19 protein-coding genes and 1 pseudogene are annotated in these 15,658 nt (G+C 62.1%); 10 read left to right on the top strand and 10 right to left on the bottom strand.

All coding sequences use genetic code 11. From position 1 onward, the window contains the following. Nucleotides 1-46: 46 nt before the first annotated feature. The gene (locus FHX08_RS05690) at nt 47-1,546 is read right to left on the bottom strand and encodes a PLP-dependent aminotransferase family protein (protein ID WP_184326961.1); all 1,500 of its coding nucleotides are present in this window, start codon (nt 1,544-1,546) and stop codon (nt 47-49) included. Nucleotides 1,547-1,717: 171 nt separating this feature from the next. Between FHX08_RS05690 and FHX08_RS05685 the strand changes: the two genes are divergently transcribed. Together FHX08_RS05685 and FHX08_RS05680 are read left to right on the top strand one after the other, a co-directional pair. Continuing rightward, a complete protein-coding gene (locus FHX08_RS05685; protein ID WP_184326960.1) occupies nt 1,718-2,338 on the top strand; it encodes a C39 family peptidase in 621 nt (206 codons plus the stop codon). Between the two features lie 16 nt (nt 2,339-2,354). Continuing rightward, entirely contained in the window at nt 2,355-3,422 is a 1,068-nt protein-coding gene (locus tag FHX08_RS05680) for a D-alanine--D-alanine ligase family protein (protein ID WP_184326959.1), read from the top strand. Between the two features lie 50 nt (nt 3,423-3,472). Here FHX08_RS05680 and FHX08_RS05675 read toward each other — a convergent pair whose 3' ends face one another. Both FHX08_RS05675 and FHX08_RS31360 read right to left on the bottom strand, forming a co-directional pair. Continuing rightward, nucleotides 3,473-4,003 (bottom strand): DJ-1/PfpI family protein, encoded by a 531-nt coding sequence (locus FHX08_RS05675; RefSeq protein WP_246698288.1) that lies wholly within the window; start codon nt 4,001-4,003, stop codon nt 3,473-3,475. Continuing rightward, complete coding sequence (locus FHX08_RS31360; protein ID WP_246698287.1) at nt 4,000-4,185, bottom strand: hypothetical protein; 186 nt, start codon at nt 4,183-4,185, stop codon at nt 4,000-4,002. The genes FHX08_RS05675 and FHX08_RS31360 overlap by 4 nt, the downstream gene beginning before the upstream one ends. Before the next feature lie 442 nt (nt 4,186-4,627). Here FHX08_RS31360 and FHX08_RS32030 point away from each other — a divergent pair, with 442 nt between their 5' ends. Further along, nucleotides 4,628-4,750 (top strand): DUF1214 domain-containing protein, encoded by a 123-nt coding sequence (locus FHX08_RS32030; protein ID WP_409527388.1) that lies wholly within the window; start codon nt 4,628-4,630, stop codon nt 4,748-4,750. Between the two features lie 12 nt (nt 4,751-4,762). Continuing rightward, nucleotides 4,763-5,794 carry a DUF1214 domain-containing protein gene (locus tag FHX08_RS05665; RefSeq protein WP_132651890.1) on the top strand — a complete coding sequence of 344 codons (1,032 nt, stop codon included), beginning with the start codon at nt 4,763-4,765 and terminating at the stop codon, nt 5,792-5,794. Nucleotides 5,795-5,876: 82 nt separating this feature from the next. On the opposite strand, the gene FHX08_RS05660 is transcribed toward FHX08_RS05665, so the two are convergent. Next, nucleotides 5,877-6,086 carry a hypothetical protein gene (locus FHX08_RS05660; RefSeq protein WP_132651891.1) on the bottom strand — a complete coding sequence of 70 codons (210 nt, stop codon included), beginning with the start codon at nt 6,084-6,086 and terminating at the stop codon, nt 5,877-5,879. A 255-nt stretch (nt 6,087-6,341) separates the two neighbouring features. On the opposite strand from FHX08_RS05660, the gene FHX08_RS05655 reads away from it, so the two are divergent. Beyond that, nucleotides 6,342-6,725, top strand: a complete 384-nt coding sequence (locus FHX08_RS05655) for a VOC family protein (RefSeq protein ID WP_132651892.1) — start codon at nt 6,342-6,344, stop codon at nt 6,723-6,725. Between the two features lie 218 nt (nt 6,726-6,943). Here FHX08_RS05655 and FHX08_RS05650 read toward each other — a convergent pair whose 3' ends face one another. Together FHX08_RS05650 and FHX08_RS05645 are read right to left on the bottom strand one after the other, a co-directional pair. Beyond that, complete coding sequence (locus tag FHX08_RS05650) at nt 6,944-8,761, bottom strand: methyl-accepting chemotaxis protein (protein WP_132651893.1); 1,818 nt, start codon at nt 8,759-8,761, stop codon at nt 6,944-6,946. Nucleotides 8,762-9,084: 323 nt separating this feature from the next. Then, complete coding sequence (locus FHX08_RS05645) at nt 9,085-9,429, bottom strand: helix-turn-helix transcriptional regulator (RefSeq protein ID WP_132651894.1); 345 nt, start codon at nt 9,427-9,429, stop codon at nt 9,085-9,087. A 107-nt stretch (nt 9,430-9,536) separates the two neighbouring features. Here FHX08_RS05645 and FHX08_RS05640 point away from each other — a divergent pair, with 107 nt between their 5' ends. Beyond that, entirely contained in the window at nt 9,537-10,283 is a 747-nt protein-coding gene (locus tag FHX08_RS05640) for a glucose 1-dehydrogenase (RefSeq protein WP_132651895.1), read from the top strand. A gap of 59 nt (nt 10,284-10,342) precedes the next feature. On the opposite strand, the gene FHX08_RS05635 is transcribed toward FHX08_RS05640, so the two are convergent. From FHX08_RS05635 to FHX08_RS05625, 3 genes are all read right to left on the bottom strand, one after another. Continuing rightward, on the bottom strand, nt 10,343-10,831 hold the full coding sequence (locus FHX08_RS05635; RefSeq protein WP_132651896.1) for an SRPBCC family protein: 489 nt from the start codon (nt 10,829-10,831) through the stop codon (nt 10,343-10,345). Continuing rightward, entirely contained in the window at nt 10,821-11,174 is a 354-nt protein-coding gene (locus tag FHX08_RS05630; protein WP_132651897.1) for an ArsR/SmtB family transcription factor, read from the bottom strand. Before FHX08_RS05630 ends, FHX08_RS05635 begins: the two co-directional genes overlap by 11 nt. Before the next feature lie 236 nt (nt 11,175-11,410). Next, nucleotides 11,411-11,860, bottom strand: coding sequence for a DUF4168 domain-containing protein (locus FHX08_RS05625; RefSeq protein WP_132652021.1), 450 nt, complete (start codon nt 11,858-11,860; stop codon nt 11,411-11,413). Between the two features lie 426 nt (nt 11,861-12,286). On the opposite strand from FHX08_RS05625, the pseudogene FHX08_RS05620 reads away from it, so the two are divergent. From FHX08_RS05620 to FHX08_RS31840, 3 genes and pseudogenes are all read left to right on the top strand, one after another. Beyond that, a pseudogene (locus FHX08_RS05620) lies at nt 12,287-12,712 on the top strand (RBBP9/YdeN family alpha/beta hydrolase); the annotation flags it as partial. Nucleotides 12,713-13,163: 451 nt separating this feature from the next. Then, on the top strand, nt 13,164-13,397 hold the full coding sequence (locus tag FHX08_RS31845; protein ID WP_312862116.1) for a nuclear transport factor 2 family protein: 234 nt from the start codon (nt 13,164-13,166) through the stop codon (nt 13,395-13,397). Beyond that, nucleotides 13,331-13,600 carry a nuclear transport factor 2 family protein gene (locus FHX08_RS31840; protein ID WP_281026253.1) on the top strand — a complete coding sequence of 90 codons (270 nt, stop codon included), beginning with the start codon at nt 13,331-13,333 and terminating at the stop codon, nt 13,598-13,600. The genes FHX08_RS31845 and FHX08_RS31840 overlap by 67 nt, the downstream gene beginning before the upstream one ends. A 115-nt stretch (nt 13,601-13,715) precedes the next feature. On the opposite strand, the gene FHX08_RS05610 is transcribed toward FHX08_RS31840, so the two are convergent. Beyond that, the gene (locus FHX08_RS05610; RefSeq protein WP_132651899.1) at nt 13,716-14,687 is read right to left on the bottom strand and encodes a quinone oxidoreductase family protein; all 972 of its coding nucleotides are present in this window, start codon (nt 14,685-14,687) and stop codon (nt 13,716-13,718) included. A gap of 82 nt (nt 14,688-14,769) precedes the next feature. On the opposite strand from FHX08_RS05610, the gene FHX08_RS05605 reads away from it, so the two are divergent. Beyond that, nucleotides 14,770-15,624 (top strand): LysR family transcriptional regulator, encoded by an 855-nt coding sequence (locus tag FHX08_RS05605; RefSeq protein WP_184326958.1) that lies wholly within the window; start codon nt 14,770-14,772, stop codon nt 15,622-15,624. The last annotated feature ends 34 nt before the right edge of the window (nt 15,625-15,658 follow it).

Here is a 15,658-nt window from a genome sequence, read left to right as displayed (position 1 = left end):
TTCAAGCTCGGGTCGTCGAAGGGCCATCTGCAGGAGTCGCCCGGCTCTACCCGCCAACAAACTCCCCACTCTCTAATACCTCCACAAGCACCCGCGTCCCCATATCCGCGTCGGCCTCCGAAAGCCCGGAGAACCCGAGCAGCAGCCGGGAGCGATCGGTGGAAACCACGTTCATCCGCGATAGCGGCATCACCACGACGCCCTTCTTCAGCGCTGCGGCGGAAACGGCGGTATCGTCGTTCCAGCCGCCCCGGCTGCGAACCGTCAGATTGATGCCCTGATCCGGCAGCACCACCTCCATATGGTCGCTGAGGCGTTCCAGCAGATAGCCGGCCAGCATGTCGCGCGAGGCCCTGAGCCTTTCCCTCAGCCGCCGCAGATGCGCCGGAAAATAGCCCTCTTCCAGAAAATCGGCGATGACGCGCTGCTGGAAGCTCGGCGGGCAGCGGTCGACGGCCGGGCGCACGGCGCGGAAGGCGGGCACGAGATCGGCGGGCACCACGAGATAACCGATGCGCAGGCTCGGCAACAGCGCCTTGCTGAACGTGCCGGTGTAGAGAACGCGGCTCGCCTTATCCAGCCCATGCAGCGAGGCGATCGGATGGCCGTGGTAGCGGAATTCGCTGTCGTAATCATCCTCGATGATCCAGCAATTGTTTTCCTCGGCATAGGAAAGCAGCCCGAGCCGGCGCGGGAGCGACAGCACGGAACCAACAGGATACTGGTTGGAGGGCGTGACGTAGAAGGCAGCCGGCGGGGCGATCTTGCCATCGAGCAGCTTGGCAATATCGATCCCATCGCGATCGACCGGAAGGCCGATCACCTCGATACCGTTCAGGGCAAGGCACTGCCGGGCCGGCGGATAGCACGGGTCCTCGACGACGGCTCTGTCGCCCGGCGTCATCAGTACGCGAAAGGCAAGGTCGAGCGCCTGCTGCGTTCCCGCCGTGATGAAGATCTGGTCGGACGCGCAGCGCACCCCGCGCGAGACGGCGAGATGGGCGCTGATCGCGGCCCTGAGCCGCAAGTCGCCCTGGATATCGCCATAACCTTCGAAGGCATAGTTCATGTGGCGGATGGCGATGCGGTTCAAAAGCCTGGCCGTCCGCTCGTCATGGGCGATGCGGCCGGTGACGAACGGCAGGGTCTTCTGCGGCTCGAGGCTAGGTCCGCGCGTGAGGATCGCAGTGGCGGCGGCCGACACGCCGCGGCGGACGGGCGGCACACCTTTCCCGTTGATGTCACTGACGCGGGACACGCCTTCGGGGATCGCCGAGGCGATATAGGTGCCCGAGCCATGCCGGGCGACCGCAAAACCCTCGGACATCAGAATCTCATAGGCCTCTGCGATGACGCCGCGTGAAATGCCCCATTCCGTTGCGGCAAGCCGTGTCGAGAGCAGCCGCTGCCCGCTCGAAAGCCGCCCTTCCGCTACGGCATTCCGTAGCGAGAGGTAAAGCTGTCGCGGCAAGGGTGCCGATGACGAGGGGTCAATCTCGGGCCGGAACGCTGCTGATGGCGCTTCGCGTCGTCTCATAGAAGTCATCAGCTCTCCCGCAGCCATTCCAGCGGTTCATTCGCGTGTTTCGTCTCACCATACGCGATCCAAGTGGCCCACAGAATCACGGTCAAGTGGCTCTGTCAAATGGATCATAATCGAATCAAATGTGAGCCACTTTCTAACAGGATTCGCATTGCATTGCCTGACGGAGACGACATGGATCATCGAGCGCTCGACGTGCCCTATTTCAGCCAGTGGGAAACGCCCGAGATGACGCTGCCGGTGCTGGCGGAGGGGGCGATCGCCCTGCACCGCGACGTCAATTGGAAGAATTCGGGCGCTGAGACGGTCGAGGAATATGCGCGCTGGGCGGTGAATATCTGCGGCATGGCCTGCCTGAAGATGATCCTGGCCGCCCGCGGCGAGGCGCATCCGATCATCTCGCTGGCGCGCGCCTGCACCAGCTACGGCGGCTATGTCGTCAACGAAGCGGACGCCTCGATCAAGGGGCTGATCTATGCGCCCTTCGTCACCTTCGTGCGCGAGCGCTTCGGCCTTGCCGCCGATGTGCGTACCGGGCTTTCGACAGAAGCCATACCCGGAATCCTCGCGACCCATCGCTTCTTCATGGCCTCGGTCAGCAGCGCGATCCGCTGGCCGGAGCGCGAGCCGTCCGGTAAGGGCGGCCATCTGGTGCTGGTAACGGCCGCCGATGAGGAGAGCGTGCGCTTCCACAATCCGTCCGGCCATGAGCGCGCCACCCAGGCCGATGTCATCCTGCCGCTTGCCACGTTCGACCGCTTCTTCGCCAACCGAGGCATCGCGGTCAACTTCTGAAAATAGGAGAACTCCAATGAGCCCTTCCCAGACCAGGCTGCGCATCGCCGTGCTTTTCGGCGGCCGCTCCAGCGAGCACGACGTTTCCATCATGTCGGCCACCAACGTCATGCGCGCCCTCGATCCGGAGCGGTATGATGCCCTGCCCGTCTTCGTCACGAAAGATGGACGCTGGCTGCAAAGCCGCTTTGCCAATGGCGAACTCGACACCCTCTCCTTCGGCACCGAACTCTGCCTCGTGCCCGGCGGGCACGGTCGCTTGCTGGCGATCGCGCCGGATGGAAAGGCGACCGAAGGCGGCAAGATCGATATCGTCTTTCCGGTCCTGCATGGCCTGCATGGCGAGGATGGCGCGGTTCAGGGGCTTTGCCAGGTGGCGCGCGTGCCGCTTGCCGGCTGCGGCATCCTCGGCTCGGCAACGGCGCTGGACAAGGATATTGCCAAGCAGCTCCTGAAGGCGGCCGGCCTGCCGGTGGCCCGCTCGGTCACGCTCGATCAGGAAACACCCCCGGCGCTCGAAACGCTGGAAGCCGCGCTTGGCCTGCCGCTCTTCATCAAGCCCGCCCGCCAGGGCTCCTCCGTCGGCGTGCGAAAAGTCTCCGGCAGCCAGGAATTCGCGCCTGCCCTTGCCGAGGCCTTCAGCCATGACCGAAAGCTGCTCGCGGAAGAATTCATCGCCGGCCGCGAGATCGAGTGCAGCGTGCTGGAGGATGTCAGCGGCGGCCTTTTCGTCTCCCGCCCCGGCGAGATCGCGCCCGCCGAAAGCCACGGCTTCTACAGCTACACCGCCAAATATCTCGATGAGAACGGCGCCGCCCTCAAGGTGCCCGCCGAGCTTCCCGCCGAAGTCGAAAGCAAGATCCGCGACATGGCCGCCCGCGCCTTCCGCGCGCTCGGCTGCGACGGCATGGCCCGCGTCGATTTCTTCCTGATGGAAGACATGCGCTTCGTCGTCAACGAGGTGAACACCATTCCGGGCTTCACCGATATCAGCATGTATTCCAAGGCGATGGCCGCAAGCGGTGTGGCCTATGCCGAGGTCATCGACAGGCTGGTGGAGCATGGGCTGGCCAGAGGGGCGTGAAAGCCTGCCCTTCCCCTTCTCCGCATCGCAAGGAAGGGGAAGCAGACCATTCACCTCAAAGCCAGCATCTCCAGCGCCGCCCGCATCCCGCCATGGGCCGCGCCATTGCGCTGCAACATCAGCGCCCTCGCCGCCTCGCCCGCCTTGTCGGGATCGCCGCCATCGAAGGGTGGCGCGGGATCATATTCGATACCGAGCTGGATTGCCCGGGCGACATCGTCACCGGCAAGTTCGGCGATGATGGTAAAGGCGAAATCGATGCCGGCGGTTACCCCGCCGGAGGTGATGATATTGCCGTCGCGCACGGTGCGCGCCTTCTCATATGTCGCGCCGACAAGCGGCAGCAGATCGGTATAGGCCCAATGCGTCGTCGCCCGCCGGCCCCTGAGCAGGCCGGCGGCCCCGAGCAGGAAGGCCCCGGTGCACACGGATGTCGCATATTGCGCCTGTCGCCCCTGATGGCCGATGAAATCCACCGTCTCGGCATCGCCAAGCGCATCGACGACACCGGCGCCGCCAGGAACGCAGATCAGGTCGAGCGCCGGGCAGGTCTCGAAACTCTGCCCCGGAAGGAAGCTCAAACCCCGATCGCTAGCCACCGGCTGCAGGCTTTGGCGATAACATGGGTTTTGACATCCGGAAAGCGCGATGGAGCCGAAACCGACGGCGGCGTTGAAAGCCGGCTCAGCACCTCGTACGGCCCGGTGAAATCGAGCTGGGTGATGCCTGGAAAGATCACGAAACCAAGGTTGAAATCAGCCATGCCACTCCCCCAGAAATGATGCATGCGATTGCCTGGCGATCATCGCATTTGCGGCCGGTGGCTGCAATGGTGAGCTGCTGCGGGCGGCCCTGCGCGATCCACTTCTCGAGCAGGAGCTGCCCGAGGGGTATCAGAGGACATCGCCAGAAGTGTCGAGGATCTGGGAAGCGCGTGGGCCGCGCGCTACCGATCCGATTTACGTCAGCATTTACCGTTGCGTACTTCCGCCGGCGGTTTCAGCCGTGACACCTTTTCGGCCTTGGAGCTCTGGGCTGGAGGTGATGCATGTTGCGCCTGGTATTCGCGTCGACGATCGGCCTGCTGTCGGCGACTGCGGCTGCCGCGCTTCTGAAGGTGCCGGTCGCGCCAGCCGCGCCTCCAACGCAGCCGAGGTCAAGAAAAATGCCGACGGATCGGTGGACATCTATTTCGGACCGAAGGCATGGAAACGAACTGGGTGCCGACCATTCCCGGCCGCCGGTTCGAGCTTATGTTCCGCCTTTATGCACCGACCCAGCGCCTCTTCGACAAGGCTTGGATGCTGGCGGATGTCGAACCGTTGTGAGGAGATCAGATTATGACCGCGAAGAAGACAATTCTCACCACTGCGTCGGTGGCTCTGCTCCTCATGTCGGGCGCAGCATCCGGCTCTGACGCCATCAAGGTCACGCCGGATAATTTCGCGCGCGCCGAAACCGACATGTACATGACGGTCTCGGCCGGGGAAGCCGGGCTCGGAAAGCTTTTCCATTACCGAGAGCCTTTCGACGTGAAACACCAGACGGTCATCCGCGGCAATCGCGATACGCTCTATTCCAGCGCCGTCTTCGATCTGGATGCCGGGCCGGTGACGATCACGATGCCGGATGCCGGCAAACGCTTCATGTCGCTGATGGTCATCAACGAGGATCACTATGTTATCGATGTCTTCCACGGCGCCGGCAGCCACACGCTGACCAAGGATGGCATCGGCACGCGCTATGTCTTCGTCGGGGTTCGCACGTTGATCGATCCGACCAAAGCAGGCGATGCCGACGAGGTGCACAGGCTGCAGGATGCGATCAAGGTCGATCAGCCCGACGGGCCGGGTACGCTGGACATGCCCGTCTGGGACAAGACGAGCCAGGATACCGTGCGTAATGCGCTGCTGGCGCTCAATGCGACCATGGGAAGTTTCAACAAGGCCTTCGGCAGGAAGGGCGAGGTCGACCCCGTTCACCACCTGATCGGCACGGCCGCAGGCTGGGGCGGCAATCCGGACAGCGAAGCCACCTATCTGAGCGTCACGCCGCAGCGGAACGACGGCAAGACGGTCTACAAGCTGCATGTTCCCGGCGACGTGCCGGTGGACGGCTTCTGGTCGATCAGCCGCTATGACGCGTCAGGCTATTTCGTCGAGAACCCGTTCAACGCCTATTCGGTCAACAATATCACCGCCGACAAGGGCAAGGACGACTCCGTCGACATCCAGTTCGGCGGCTGCGACGGCAAGATTGCGAACTGCCTGCCGATCGAGGCCGGCTGGAACTACACCGTTCGCCTTTACCGGCCGCACCAGAACATTCTGGACGGAAGCTGGACATTCCCCGCGCCGCAGCCGGTGGATTGAACGGCAGCGATGCCGCCGCATCCAAGCGGCAGCGACACGGGCGGAGTCGTTACGCACCCCGGCACCGCCCTGCACTCGCCCTCTACTTCCACGCCGGCTCGTTTTTCTTCTCATAGTCGCCAAACGCCTTCTGCAGTCCGCCCAGCACTTCGGCTGCGGTCTCGAACATGGCCTTCAGTTGCGGCTCGTCGACCATCTCGATGTCTGACCGCAAATGGTCCATCATGTCCTGGAGGCGCATCTGCATTTTCTGCGTATGGTGACGCGGATCACTATCGGTTTCACTGACCATCGGTATTCTCCTCATGGTTCGTGTTTCGATAACCGCCAATCCGTATGGCGATTGCAGGCCGAACTCCTCACCTCCAATCGCGGTTCCCGATAAGAAAAGAGGCATATCACCGCGCCACCGGACGCGGCTGAAGACGTTGCCGGCGCAAGCAATTCATGAATAAGCAGTCGAGCAGCGGCATTGCTCACCTGCCGAGGTCTTTGCAGCAGCCACTGCCACCCTACCTTACCTGCCTAATCCGGAGGAGGAATTGTTATGGCTACTGTCAGCGTCCGCTATATCGTCGAAGACGTCGATGCAGCGATTGCCTTCTATACGCAGTCGCTCGGTTTCACTCTCACCATGCATCCGGCGCCGAGCTTCGCCATGCTCACCAGAGGGGATCTTCGCCTGCTGGTGAACGCAACGACTGGGCCAGGCGGCGCGTCCCAGCCCATGCCGGACGGACGCCGGCCCGAGCCCGGCGGATGGAACCGCATCCAGCTGGAGGTCGATGATATCGAAGCCGAGGTCGCACGCCTGCGCACGTCAGGCGCCAGATTTCGCAACGACATCGTGGCCGGAATTGGCGGCAAGCAGGTTCTCGTCGAGGACCCCTCAGGCAATGCCATCGAATTGTTCGAACCGCCCAAGAAGTAGCCGAAGCAATTCCAGCAAAAGTGCATAGCGGTTTTGCGTCCGGAATTGCGTCAAACAAGAGAGCAATTCCAGCAAAAGTGCATAGCGGTTTTTGCGCCGGGAATTGCGTCAAACAAGAAAGCAATTCCAGCAAAAGTGCATAGCGGTTTTTGCGTCCGGAATTGCGTCAAACAAGAGAGCAATTCCAGCAAAAGTGCGTAGCGGTTTTTACGTCCGGCTCAGGCGGCACGGCTTGCGGTAACGCCAGGACGCACCGCGGCGATCCGGAAGCGCGAAACAATCTCCTCCAGCGCCAGGACCTGCTCGTTGAGCCCTTTGCAGGCCGAACTGGTTTCTGTCGCCATGGCGGAATTACGCTGGGTCACTTCGTCCATCGCGTGAATAGAGCCGTTGATTTCGCCGATCGCCGAGGACTGCGCGTTCAAGGACGTGACCACCGCGTCGATCAGGCGCCCGACATGCTGCACCCCGGTTTCGATGTCCGAGAGCGCTTCGCCGGTGCGATTGACGAGCGCCACGCCCGCGCCGACCTGATCCGAAGATGTCGAGACCAGAACCTTGATCTCCTTGGCGGCATTGGCCGAGCGGGAGGCAAGTTCGCGCACTTCCTGCGCCACGACGGCAAAACCCTTGCCGGCCTCGCCCGCCCGAGCCGCCTCGACACCGGCATTGAGCGCCAGAAGGTTGGTCTGGAAGGCGATGTCGTCGATGACGTTGATGATCGAGCCGATCTGGTCCGACGACCCCTCGATCCGCTGCATCGCCGCGATGGCTTCGCGCATCAGCTCGGCGCATTGCAGCGCGGCCTTGCTGGTCTCGCCCGTCATCCGGCTTGCCTCGGCCGATTGTGACGAGGAATTGCCGACGGCCGACGTGATTTCAGTCAGTGCGGCCGATGTTTCTTCGATGGTCGCCGCCTGCTGCTCGGTCCGCTTCGCCAGCGCTTCCATGGCGCCGGCGATATCCTGTGACGAATGGCGCAGCGTGCTGGTGGCGCCGGAAACGGCGTCGATCGAGCTGGACAACGTGTCGACGCTGGAATTGAAGGCGGCGCGGAGCTCCTCGTAGGCGGATGGGAACCTGGTATCGATGCGAAAACCGAGATTGCCGCGCGACAGTTCATCGAGCCCCTGGGTGAGTGACTGGATCACCGCGTCACGCGCGGCTTCTTCGGAAGCGCGCTCGGAGGCCAGCTGGCGTTCCCTAGCAATTTCTGCTTCCTTGGCCCCCGCCTCGCGCAGGTGCGCTTCGCGGCGTTCGAGCGAATTGGTGCGGAAGACGACGACGGCCTGCGCCATCTGGCCAATCTCGTCGCTGCGCTCGGCAAAGGGCACGTCCTCGGAAAAGTCGCCATTGGCAAGGCCGCTCATATAGCGCTTCATGCCATCGATCGGCAGGATGGCGCGGCGGCGGAAGAAATAGAGGCCGCCAAGCAGCAGCAGGAAGGAAGCGAGCGCCGCCGCTGCGGCAGCCGAGGTCCATGTCATGATCTCATCGGCAGCATTCTTCTCCTGCCCCTTGAGATAGGTATCGGAATTGACCACGAGCTTTTCGACCGCATCCTGATGTTCGTGGAAAGCGGTCCTCAGCTTCACCATCGATCCGCTCGCGGCGCCATCCTTCCTGGCCTTGAGCGCCGGGATGACATCCTCCTCCATCACCTTCCAGAAAATGTCGCCCTTGGCCAGCACATCCTTGTCGAGTTCGTCCTTGAGCGACTGCGGCAGGCGGGTCGTCCGCCAATAGGCGCGGCGATCGTCATAGGCCGCCTTCAGCGTCGCGATCTTGGCAAGGTTGGCATCGATCAGATCGGGAAAGTCGTTGGCCTCATGCGACAGCATATAGGATTCGACCACGAAGAGCGGCGGCGGGAGAATATCGGCAATCAGGTCCTTGCCATAGACGATCTGCTCGTAGATCGGTCCGTTGACCTTGAGCCGTTCGAGCGCGGCCTGCTGCAGCCCGAAGGAAGCGAACATGCCGACGGAAACGGCAATGCCCACGACGGCGAGATTTCTGGCAATGGTGAGCTTCATTATCGATCCCCGAGATGCGGCAAGTCGCCGTTTGCGCGCTCGATGCACCTCCCGAGCGAACACCTCCGCGGACTTTAATATTGTATGGTAAATAAATGCTCTATAACCCGCCTTTATCTTTAGCACCGGGAGTACCAAAAATATTATTCGTCAGTTCCGGAGCAGATACAGGCGCTCTTTCTTCGATCAAGGCAAATCATACTTGATGCGCCCGCGAAAGCGGGCCGGAGACGGAACTCGCCCGCGCCGTGCTCAATGAGCTTGCGCTCGAGATTGCCTGGGTCGATGAGCATGGGAAGGCGCCGGTGAGAGGTCCCGGCCGGTCAGTCCGCGTCCGACTGGTCCGGCGACCGTCCGTAAGCATTCAGGATGGCCGCGATCAGACCGGGGAAGCGGCTATCCACTTCCTGGCAACGCGAATGGTTGCGCATCTCCACGCCGTGACGCTCGCCCCTGATTAGCCCGGCCTCACGCAGCACCTTCATATGCTGCGACAGCGACGACTTGGGAATGACACGCCCGCCGAGATTGGAAAGCGCGGCGCATGTGCCGCTGGAACCGAGGCCCGCGATCTGCGCGAAGATCGCCACGCGCTCCGGATCGGAGAGCGCATAGAGGATCGCCTCTGGCTTCAAATCTTCGACGGCTGGGTGAAAGAGCGGTCTCATGAATTTTTATATAGGGCTACTTGATATCTCGATCAACAGTTCCGAATTTCTGAACTACGGAACAAAGCCGCTACTCCCGGCGGCACTCCGAGTCGAAAGGAACTGATATGTCTAAGCTTGCTGGAAAAGTCGCTCTCGTGACGGGAGCCTCCAAGGGCATCGGCGCTGCCATTGCCAAGGCGCTCGCCACCGAAGGTGCAAAAGTGGTGGTCAACTACGCTTCGAGCAGGGCCGGCGCGGACGCCGTCGTCGAAGCGATCACCGCCGCCGGCGGCAAGGCGATTGCGGTCCAGAGCGATGTTTCGAAGGCGGATCAGGCGCAGGGCCTGGTCGACGCCGCGATCAGGGAATTCGGCCGTCTCGACGTGCTGGTCAACAATTCCGGCGTCTATGAATTCGCTGCGATCGGCGAGATCACCGAGGAACATTATCACCGCCAGTTCAACGTCAACGTTCTGGGCCTCCTGCTGACCACCCAGGCCGCCGTCAAGCATATTGGCGAGGGCGGCAGCGTCATCAACATTTCCTCCGTGGTGACCAGCCTCGCCCCGCCCGCCACCGCCGTCTATACCGGGACCAAGGGAGCGGTGGACGGCATCACCGGCGTGCTTGCCAAGGAGCTCGGTCCGCGCAAAATCCGCGTCAACGCCATCCTCCCTGGCATTGTCGAGACCGAAGGCGCGCACACGATAGGCGTCATCGGCTCCGATTTCGAGCGCACGGCCGTGGCTCAGACCCCGCTTGGGCGTATCGGCCAACCCGATGATATCGCCAAGATCGCAGTCTTCCTCGCTTCCGACGACGCCGGCTGGCTGACCGGCGAGCGAGTGACTGCCGCCGGCGGTTTCCACTGATTGCCGATTGATATCGTGCGTGCTCTTTCACTGGGCACGCACGCTGCCCCGGTTGCCCTTCACGCCCCAAGCGTAACGAGAAGCTCGTCCAGTTGCTCGAACTGCTCGGGCATCCCGCCCTCCGCACCGGAATTGGCGTCGAACGCTTCCTTCGAGGGATAGAGTTCGTGCAGCGTGAGCAGCGTCTTGCCGTCCTTTTCCTCGAAAGTGACAGTGGTGACGGCACCGTCTTCACTTTCCTCGTTGGTCCAGACGAGCCGCGCGTTCGGTATCACTTCGAGATACTTGCCGAAGAATGCCATGGAGTTCGACGCATCCTGTCCGAACTCGAGACGGTATGTGCCGCCGGTGCGAACATCCATGTCACAGGAAAGCAGGGGCACTCCTATCGACTTCGGTGCCCACCACCGCATGAACAGTTCGGGCGTCGTCCACGCCTTGAACACGATGCGCGCAGGAGCATTGAAGGTTCGTGTAACGACCAGCTCGCGCTCGGACTTGCGCTCCACGGTCGTGGGGTTCTTCATCGGGGCAGGCTTACTCTCCATCGTCCTTCTCCTTCCGTTTCAGTTCCTCGACAAGATTGTCCAGCGCGTCGAAGCGGGCGTCCCAGAGTTGGCGGTAGCGCTCGATCCAGGCCGCCTCCTCCTCCAGCCGGCGCAGGCCGAGCCTGCAGGTGCGCACGCGCCCAACCTTCTCAGTGGTGACGAACCCCGCCTGCTCCAAAATGCCGACATGCTTCTTCATGCCCGTCAGGGTCATGTGGAATTTTTCCGCAAGGTCCGTGATCGAAGCATCCGCGCGCCCGAGCTGCTCCAGAACACCGCGCCGGGTGGCGTCCGAGAGCGCGGCGAACGAGGCATCGAGACGGGCTGTCGAATACTGAACCATGTGGTTCAGTATATAAAGCTGAAATGAGCGATACGCAAGGGAACCGAACGCTGCCTTGTGACTTCGGCCGAACGCCCTTTCCCTTGGCGTCGGCCTCACACAGCCATTTTATCCAGCCGGGTTTGGGCTATTTCGGAGCATTCGGCCAATTCGAGGGAGCCGGGCCAGGATGGTCCTGACCCGGTGATCGAGCTGTAATCCTCTCCGATGTGAGGATTATGCAGAAGCGCGCAGCCTTATTGCTGCTGCTGCGCCGGCGGCGGGGTGCCGATCTTTTCCAGAACCTTCTTGGCGAGAGCCGGGTCGCTCTGTGCGGCTGTCAGGATCGAAGAGTATTCCTCGACAGAGATGCCGTTGGAGGCTTCGACGGTGTCGACCATCTGCTTCTTGGCTTCTTCCTGCAGCTTTTGCTTCGCAGCCTCGTCCTTCGTCGCGCTGATTTTGGCCGAATATTCCTGCCTGACCTTGTCGACCTGCTTATAGGCAACGGCAAAGGCCTCGATTTTCTGATCGCTGACAGGGGCGGCTGCACCATTGCCGCCAGTCTGCCCCTGCATCGGCGCCTGGCCCTGCGCCGGCGGCTGCTGTTGGGCCTGGGCCAAGTCCACGGCGAATGCCGGGCTGAGAGCAAATAGGCTGAAGACCGCAGCGGTCATCGTTGCGACGGGTGTGTAACGAGTGATCATAGTCATTCCTTTTCACGTGCATGATTTGATCGGCAGCAGGACCGCCTCGGTCGATCGCTCAACCACTGCAGGCTGGCGAGGTCGCAACGATGGACCGTCAAGAGGGCACGGTGCGGCGGTGGCGGGGCAATTTGCTGACGATTGAGCGGCAGCTTTGTGACCGCCGCCTGCGCAAGATGTCGAGGGCGGGCTTTCGAGCAGAGATGTACGGAGCGATAAGTTTCAGGGCGCGCGGATAAAGACTATCGCGTCCCATAGCTGTATTTAAACAGGCAAGGTCAATTCCCGAATGAGGGCGGAATAGACCAGAATACTGGCGGGGCAACGCCATATGCCTCATCGTCACAGCCCCAGCCACGGCACTCTATCGCGATCATCGCGAAATCAGCCCTTCATCATGAGCTCGCGGCCGATCTGTTTGGAGGCTGGGACCAACCGGATCTTTCCGACTGGATTGCGGCACTGGAAGAGGCCGTGCGTGCGGCGCGAACGCCACCCGTTCTCGTGGCTCATAGCCTAGCCTGCCTGCTCGTCGCACATTGGCATCAGGTTTCCGATCTTCCGGTAAAGGGGGCAATGCTGGTGGCCGTGCCGGACCCGGCCTCTCCGGCCTTTCCTTCACAGGCGTCAGGCTTTGCGGACGTGCCTCGGAAGCGATTTCGATTTCCGTCTCTCATCGTGGCAAGCATCGATGATCCCTATGGTTCGTTGCCCTATGTCGAGACACGGGCCGAGCAATGGGGAAGCGAGTTGAAGGTAATCGGCGCGGCTGGCCCCATCAACGGCCAAAGCGAACTGGGCGATTGGCCAGAAGGTCTGGCGCTATTGAGAAACTTCCTCAACCGTCTGTAGCCCGCGTTGCCGGCGAAAAGCCCCTCCCCAACCCCTCCCCACAGGTGGGAGGGGCTAACCCGGAGGCACCGCCTCGCACCTTCCGCGCCGTCGAATGTGGGGAAGCGGGCGCCGCAGGTTAAGCCCCTCCCCCTTGTGGGGAGGGTTGGGGAGGGTTTTTTTTATCGCCTCGGCGCCAAGATCCGTTGCGATGCCTCGGGGCTGACCGGCGCGATTCAGAGAATCAGAGGAGCGCAGCAGCGTTAGTGCGGCAGAAAGAACTTGCGAACTTTTCGGCGTCGCAGGCGTTCGGGTGTAGTCCGGTCGGGGAACCGCTTTGGGTTTAGAGCGCAAGAGCTGTCAGTGAAAACCCGACAATACCGAGGCTCGGAACTCTCATCAGCCCGCGAGACAGCCGCAGACCATTTCCGGCGCATGCGCAGTCGCTTCGTTTTCAACAAAGGAGAACGCAATGGCTTCAGCACAACAGGACGTCAGAGCGCTCTTGGACCATCGGACAGAGGCATGTCGGGCAAAGGACATCGATCGGCTCATGTCGCTTTATTCACCCGATATCGTCTACTTCGATGTCGTACCCCCTCTCCGCTTCATCGGAACCGATGCGGTCCGGGCAATTTCGTGCGGTGGTTCAAGGAATATGAAGGGCCAATCGGCCTGGAAACCCGCGAATTGGATATTGCGATGAACGGCGACGTTGCGTTCGCGCATATGCTCCACCTGGACAAAGGAAATGCCAATTTACCCGAGGAGCAGCGCGAGCGCGGGTTCTGGCTGCGTTCAACCGTCTGCTGCCAACGGTCCAACGACAAATGGCTGATCACACACGAACATATTTCCCTGCCTGTCGATTTCAGGAGCGGGAGTGTGCTGATGGGCCTTGTCCCCTGACGCTCTGGTATTGGGCGAGGCTCGGCCTGCACCCATGATCCGATACGGCGTCGCCTGAAGCCGCCCTTCCTAAAAGTCCGACTATCGATCGAGCATCTGCTCTCTCTGTCACCAATCACGGCACGAGCAATATGCTGCCGGCCGCCCGCCCCGACTCCATATCCTCATGCGCCTTCGCCACCTCCGCCAGCCTGTATTCCGCAGCAATCTCGCAAACGATACCCCTTTCCATGGCGCTGATGGCCGTCTCGGCAGCCTCGCGGTAGCGCCCGAGATCGGCGCACCAGGCCATGATGCTCGGATACGTGAGCGATTTGCCCGGCCGAAGCTCTTCCACGTCAACGGGCGGAATGGGTCCCGCGGCCTGGCCGATGCTGACGGCGGTGCCGAAGGGGCGCACGGCGCGGATGCTCTTCAACAGCATGTCGCCGCCGATCCCGTCATAAGCGACATCGACGCCCTTCCCGCCCGTTATCCGTTGCACTTCGGCGACGATATCGGCCTTTCGCCCGACGATCAGGTGATCGGCGCCATAGGAGGTGGCAAGATCAGCCTTTTCCGGCGAACTCACCGTGCCGATCACGGTGGCATTAAGCGATTTGGCCCAGCGCACGAGGATGCTGCCGAGCCCGCCCGCGGCCGCATGAATCAGCACGGTGCTGCCGTCGGCGACATTGGTCACCTTCTTCAGAAGCATATAGGCCGTCATACCCTTGAGCAGCGAACTTGCGGCCACCTTCGCGGAGACTCCATCGGGAAGCCGGATCACCCTGTCGGCCGCGACGATCCGGGTCGTGGAATAGGCGCCGGCCGGCGGCCCGCCATAAGCGACGCGGTCGCCAGGCTTGAAGCCGGAGACATCGGCGCCGACCTCTTCCACGACACCCGCCGCCTCCACGCCGATGACGGCGGGATAGGATGGCAGCGCGTAGAGACCCTTGCGGTGATAGACATCGAGGAAATTGGTACCGACGGCCTGATGGCGGATCTTGATCTCGTCCGCACCAGGGGATTGGCAGGGCTGATCCCGCAGCCGGAACTGGGAGACATCGCCGGGGGCATTCAGCAGGACGATCTTGTCGGTCATCTCGATTTCCTTTGTGGAAGCTTCTTGATGGGGAGAGACTAGCCCGCTGGTCCTATGTGTGAAAATTCCCTATAGTCGCACAATGGTTGGGAAAGAATTCACACAGATCGACTGGGACGATATCAGGCATTTCCTGGCGCTGGTACAGGCAGGCACCTTTCTCGGTGCGGCAAGACAGATCGGCGTCGAACACGCGACGGTCAGCCGGCGCATAACCGCACTTGAGAAAACCCTCGGGCGCAAGCTCGTCGACCGCCGCGGGCGGCGCGTCATCCTGACCGCTGATGGCGAAGAAGTGGCGAGACACGCAGCCTCCATCGCCCAGCAGACGGCTGTTATCGAGCAGCTTGGCCGCACGAGCGCCACCGACATGCGCGGCCATGTGCGGATCAGCGCCCCGCCAGCACTCTCGAGCGTGCTCCTTGCAGAACCCGTCACCGCGATCCGGCGGCAGCATCCGGGCATCGAGATCACGCTGGCGGGCGAAAAGCGGCTCGCCTCGCTGAACCGACGGGAGGCGGATATCGCCGTGCGGCTGTCGCGCCCCGACGATGGCGATTATGCCATCGCCAAGATCGGACAGATCGCCTTCCACCTCTATGCATCGAAGGCCTATCTCGACAGCGTGCCAGAGGCGCAATGGACCTTCATCGGCTATGACGAGGGCATGAACGCCTCGCCGCAGCAACTGCGCCTCTTCGAGCTCGCCGCCGGCCGGCCGATCGCTATCCGCTCCTCCGTTCTGGAGTTCCAGGCGGCCGCTGCAAGGCTCGGCGGCGGTGTCGTCATGCTGCCCGATTTCGCGGCGTCGGAGGGCCTGGAGCGTATCGAGGATGAAACGCCTCTGACGCGGGACGTGTGGCTGGTCGTCCATGCGGAGATCCGGGATGTGCCGGCCATCAGGGTGGTGATGGAGGCGCTGAAAGCCGCCTTTTGAGATGAGACAGTATGGAAGCACGCCTCGCCCCGGG

The organism is Rhizobium sp. BK529 (assembly GCF_014194105.1).
GTDB lineage: Bacteria > Pseudomonadota > Alphaproteobacteria > Rhizobiales > Rhizobiaceae > Rhizobium.
This window is presented reverse-complemented; position numbering and strand designations above follow the sequence as displayed.

What these genes read in the sequence shown, in the direction of transcription:
- FHX08_RS05690 (WP_184326961.1), bottom strand. Translation starts at nt 1,546, where the DNA reads ATGACTTCTATGAGACGACGCGAAGCGCCATCAGCAGCGTTCCGGCCC.
- FHX08_RS05685 (WP_184326960.1), top strand. Translation starts at nt 1,718, where the DNA reads ATGGATCATCGAGCGCTCGACGTGCCCTATTTCAGCCAGTGGGAAACG.
- FHX08_RS05680 (WP_184326959.1), top strand. Translation starts at nt 2,355, where the DNA reads ATGAGCCCTTCCCAGACCAGGCTGCGCATCGCCGTGCTTTTCGGCGGC.
- FHX08_RS31360 (WP_246698287.1), bottom strand. Translation starts at nt 4,185, where the DNA reads ATGGCTGATTTCAACCTTGGTTTCGTGATCTTTCCAGGCATCACCCAG.
- FHX08_RS32030 (WP_409527388.1), top strand. Translation starts at nt 4,628, where the DNA reads ATGGAAACGAACTGGGTGCCGACCATTCCCGGCCGCCGGTTCGAGCTT.
- FHX08_RS05665 (WP_132651890.1), top strand. Translation starts at nt 4,763, where the DNA reads ATGACCGCGAAGAAGACAATTCTCACCACTGCGTCGGTGGCTCTGCTC.
- FHX08_RS05660 (WP_132651891.1), bottom strand. Translation starts at nt 6,086, where the DNA reads ATGGTCAGTGAAACCGATAGTGATCCGCGTCACCATACGCAGAAAATG.
- FHX08_RS05655 (WP_132651892.1), top strand. Translation starts at nt 6,342, where the DNA reads ATGGCTACTGTCAGCGTCCGCTATATCGTCGAAGACGTCGATGCAGCG.
- FHX08_RS05650 (WP_132651893.1), bottom strand. Translation starts at nt 8,761, where the DNA reads ATGAAGCTCACCATTGCCAGAAATCTCGCCGTCGTGGGCATTGCCGTT.
- FHX08_RS05645 (WP_132651894.1), bottom strand. Translation starts at nt 9,429, where the DNA reads ATGAGACCGCTCTTTCACCCAGCCGTCGAAGATTTGAAGCCAGAGGCG.
- FHX08_RS05640 (WP_132651895.1), top strand. Translation starts at nt 9,537, where the DNA reads ATGTCTAAGCTTGCTGGAAAAGTCGCTCTCGTGACGGGAGCCTCCAAG.
- FHX08_RS05635 (WP_132651896.1), bottom strand. Translation starts at nt 10,831, where the DNA reads ATGGAGAGTAAGCCTGCCCCGATGAAGAACCCCACGACCGTGGAGCGC.
- FHX08_RS05630 (WP_132651897.1), bottom strand. Translation starts at nt 11,174, where the DNA reads ATGGTTCAGTATTCGACAGCCCGTCTCGATGCCTCGTTCGCCGCGCTC.
- FHX08_RS05625 (WP_132652021.1), bottom strand. Translation starts at nt 11,860, where the DNA reads ATGATCACTCGTTACACACCCGTCGCAACGATGACCGCTGCGGTCTTC.
- FHX08_RS31845 (WP_312862116.1), top strand. Translation starts at nt 13,164, where the DNA reads ATGGCTTCAGCACAACAGGACGTCAGAGCGCTCTTGGACCATCGGACA.
- FHX08_RS05610 (WP_132651899.1), bottom strand. Translation starts at nt 14,687, where the DNA reads ATGACCGACAAGATCGTCCTGCTGAATGCCCCCGGCGATGTCTCCCAG.
- FHX08_RS05605 (WP_184326958.1), top strand. Translation starts at nt 14,770, where the DNA reads ATGGTTGGGAAAGAATTCACACAGATCGACTGGGACGATATCAGGCAT.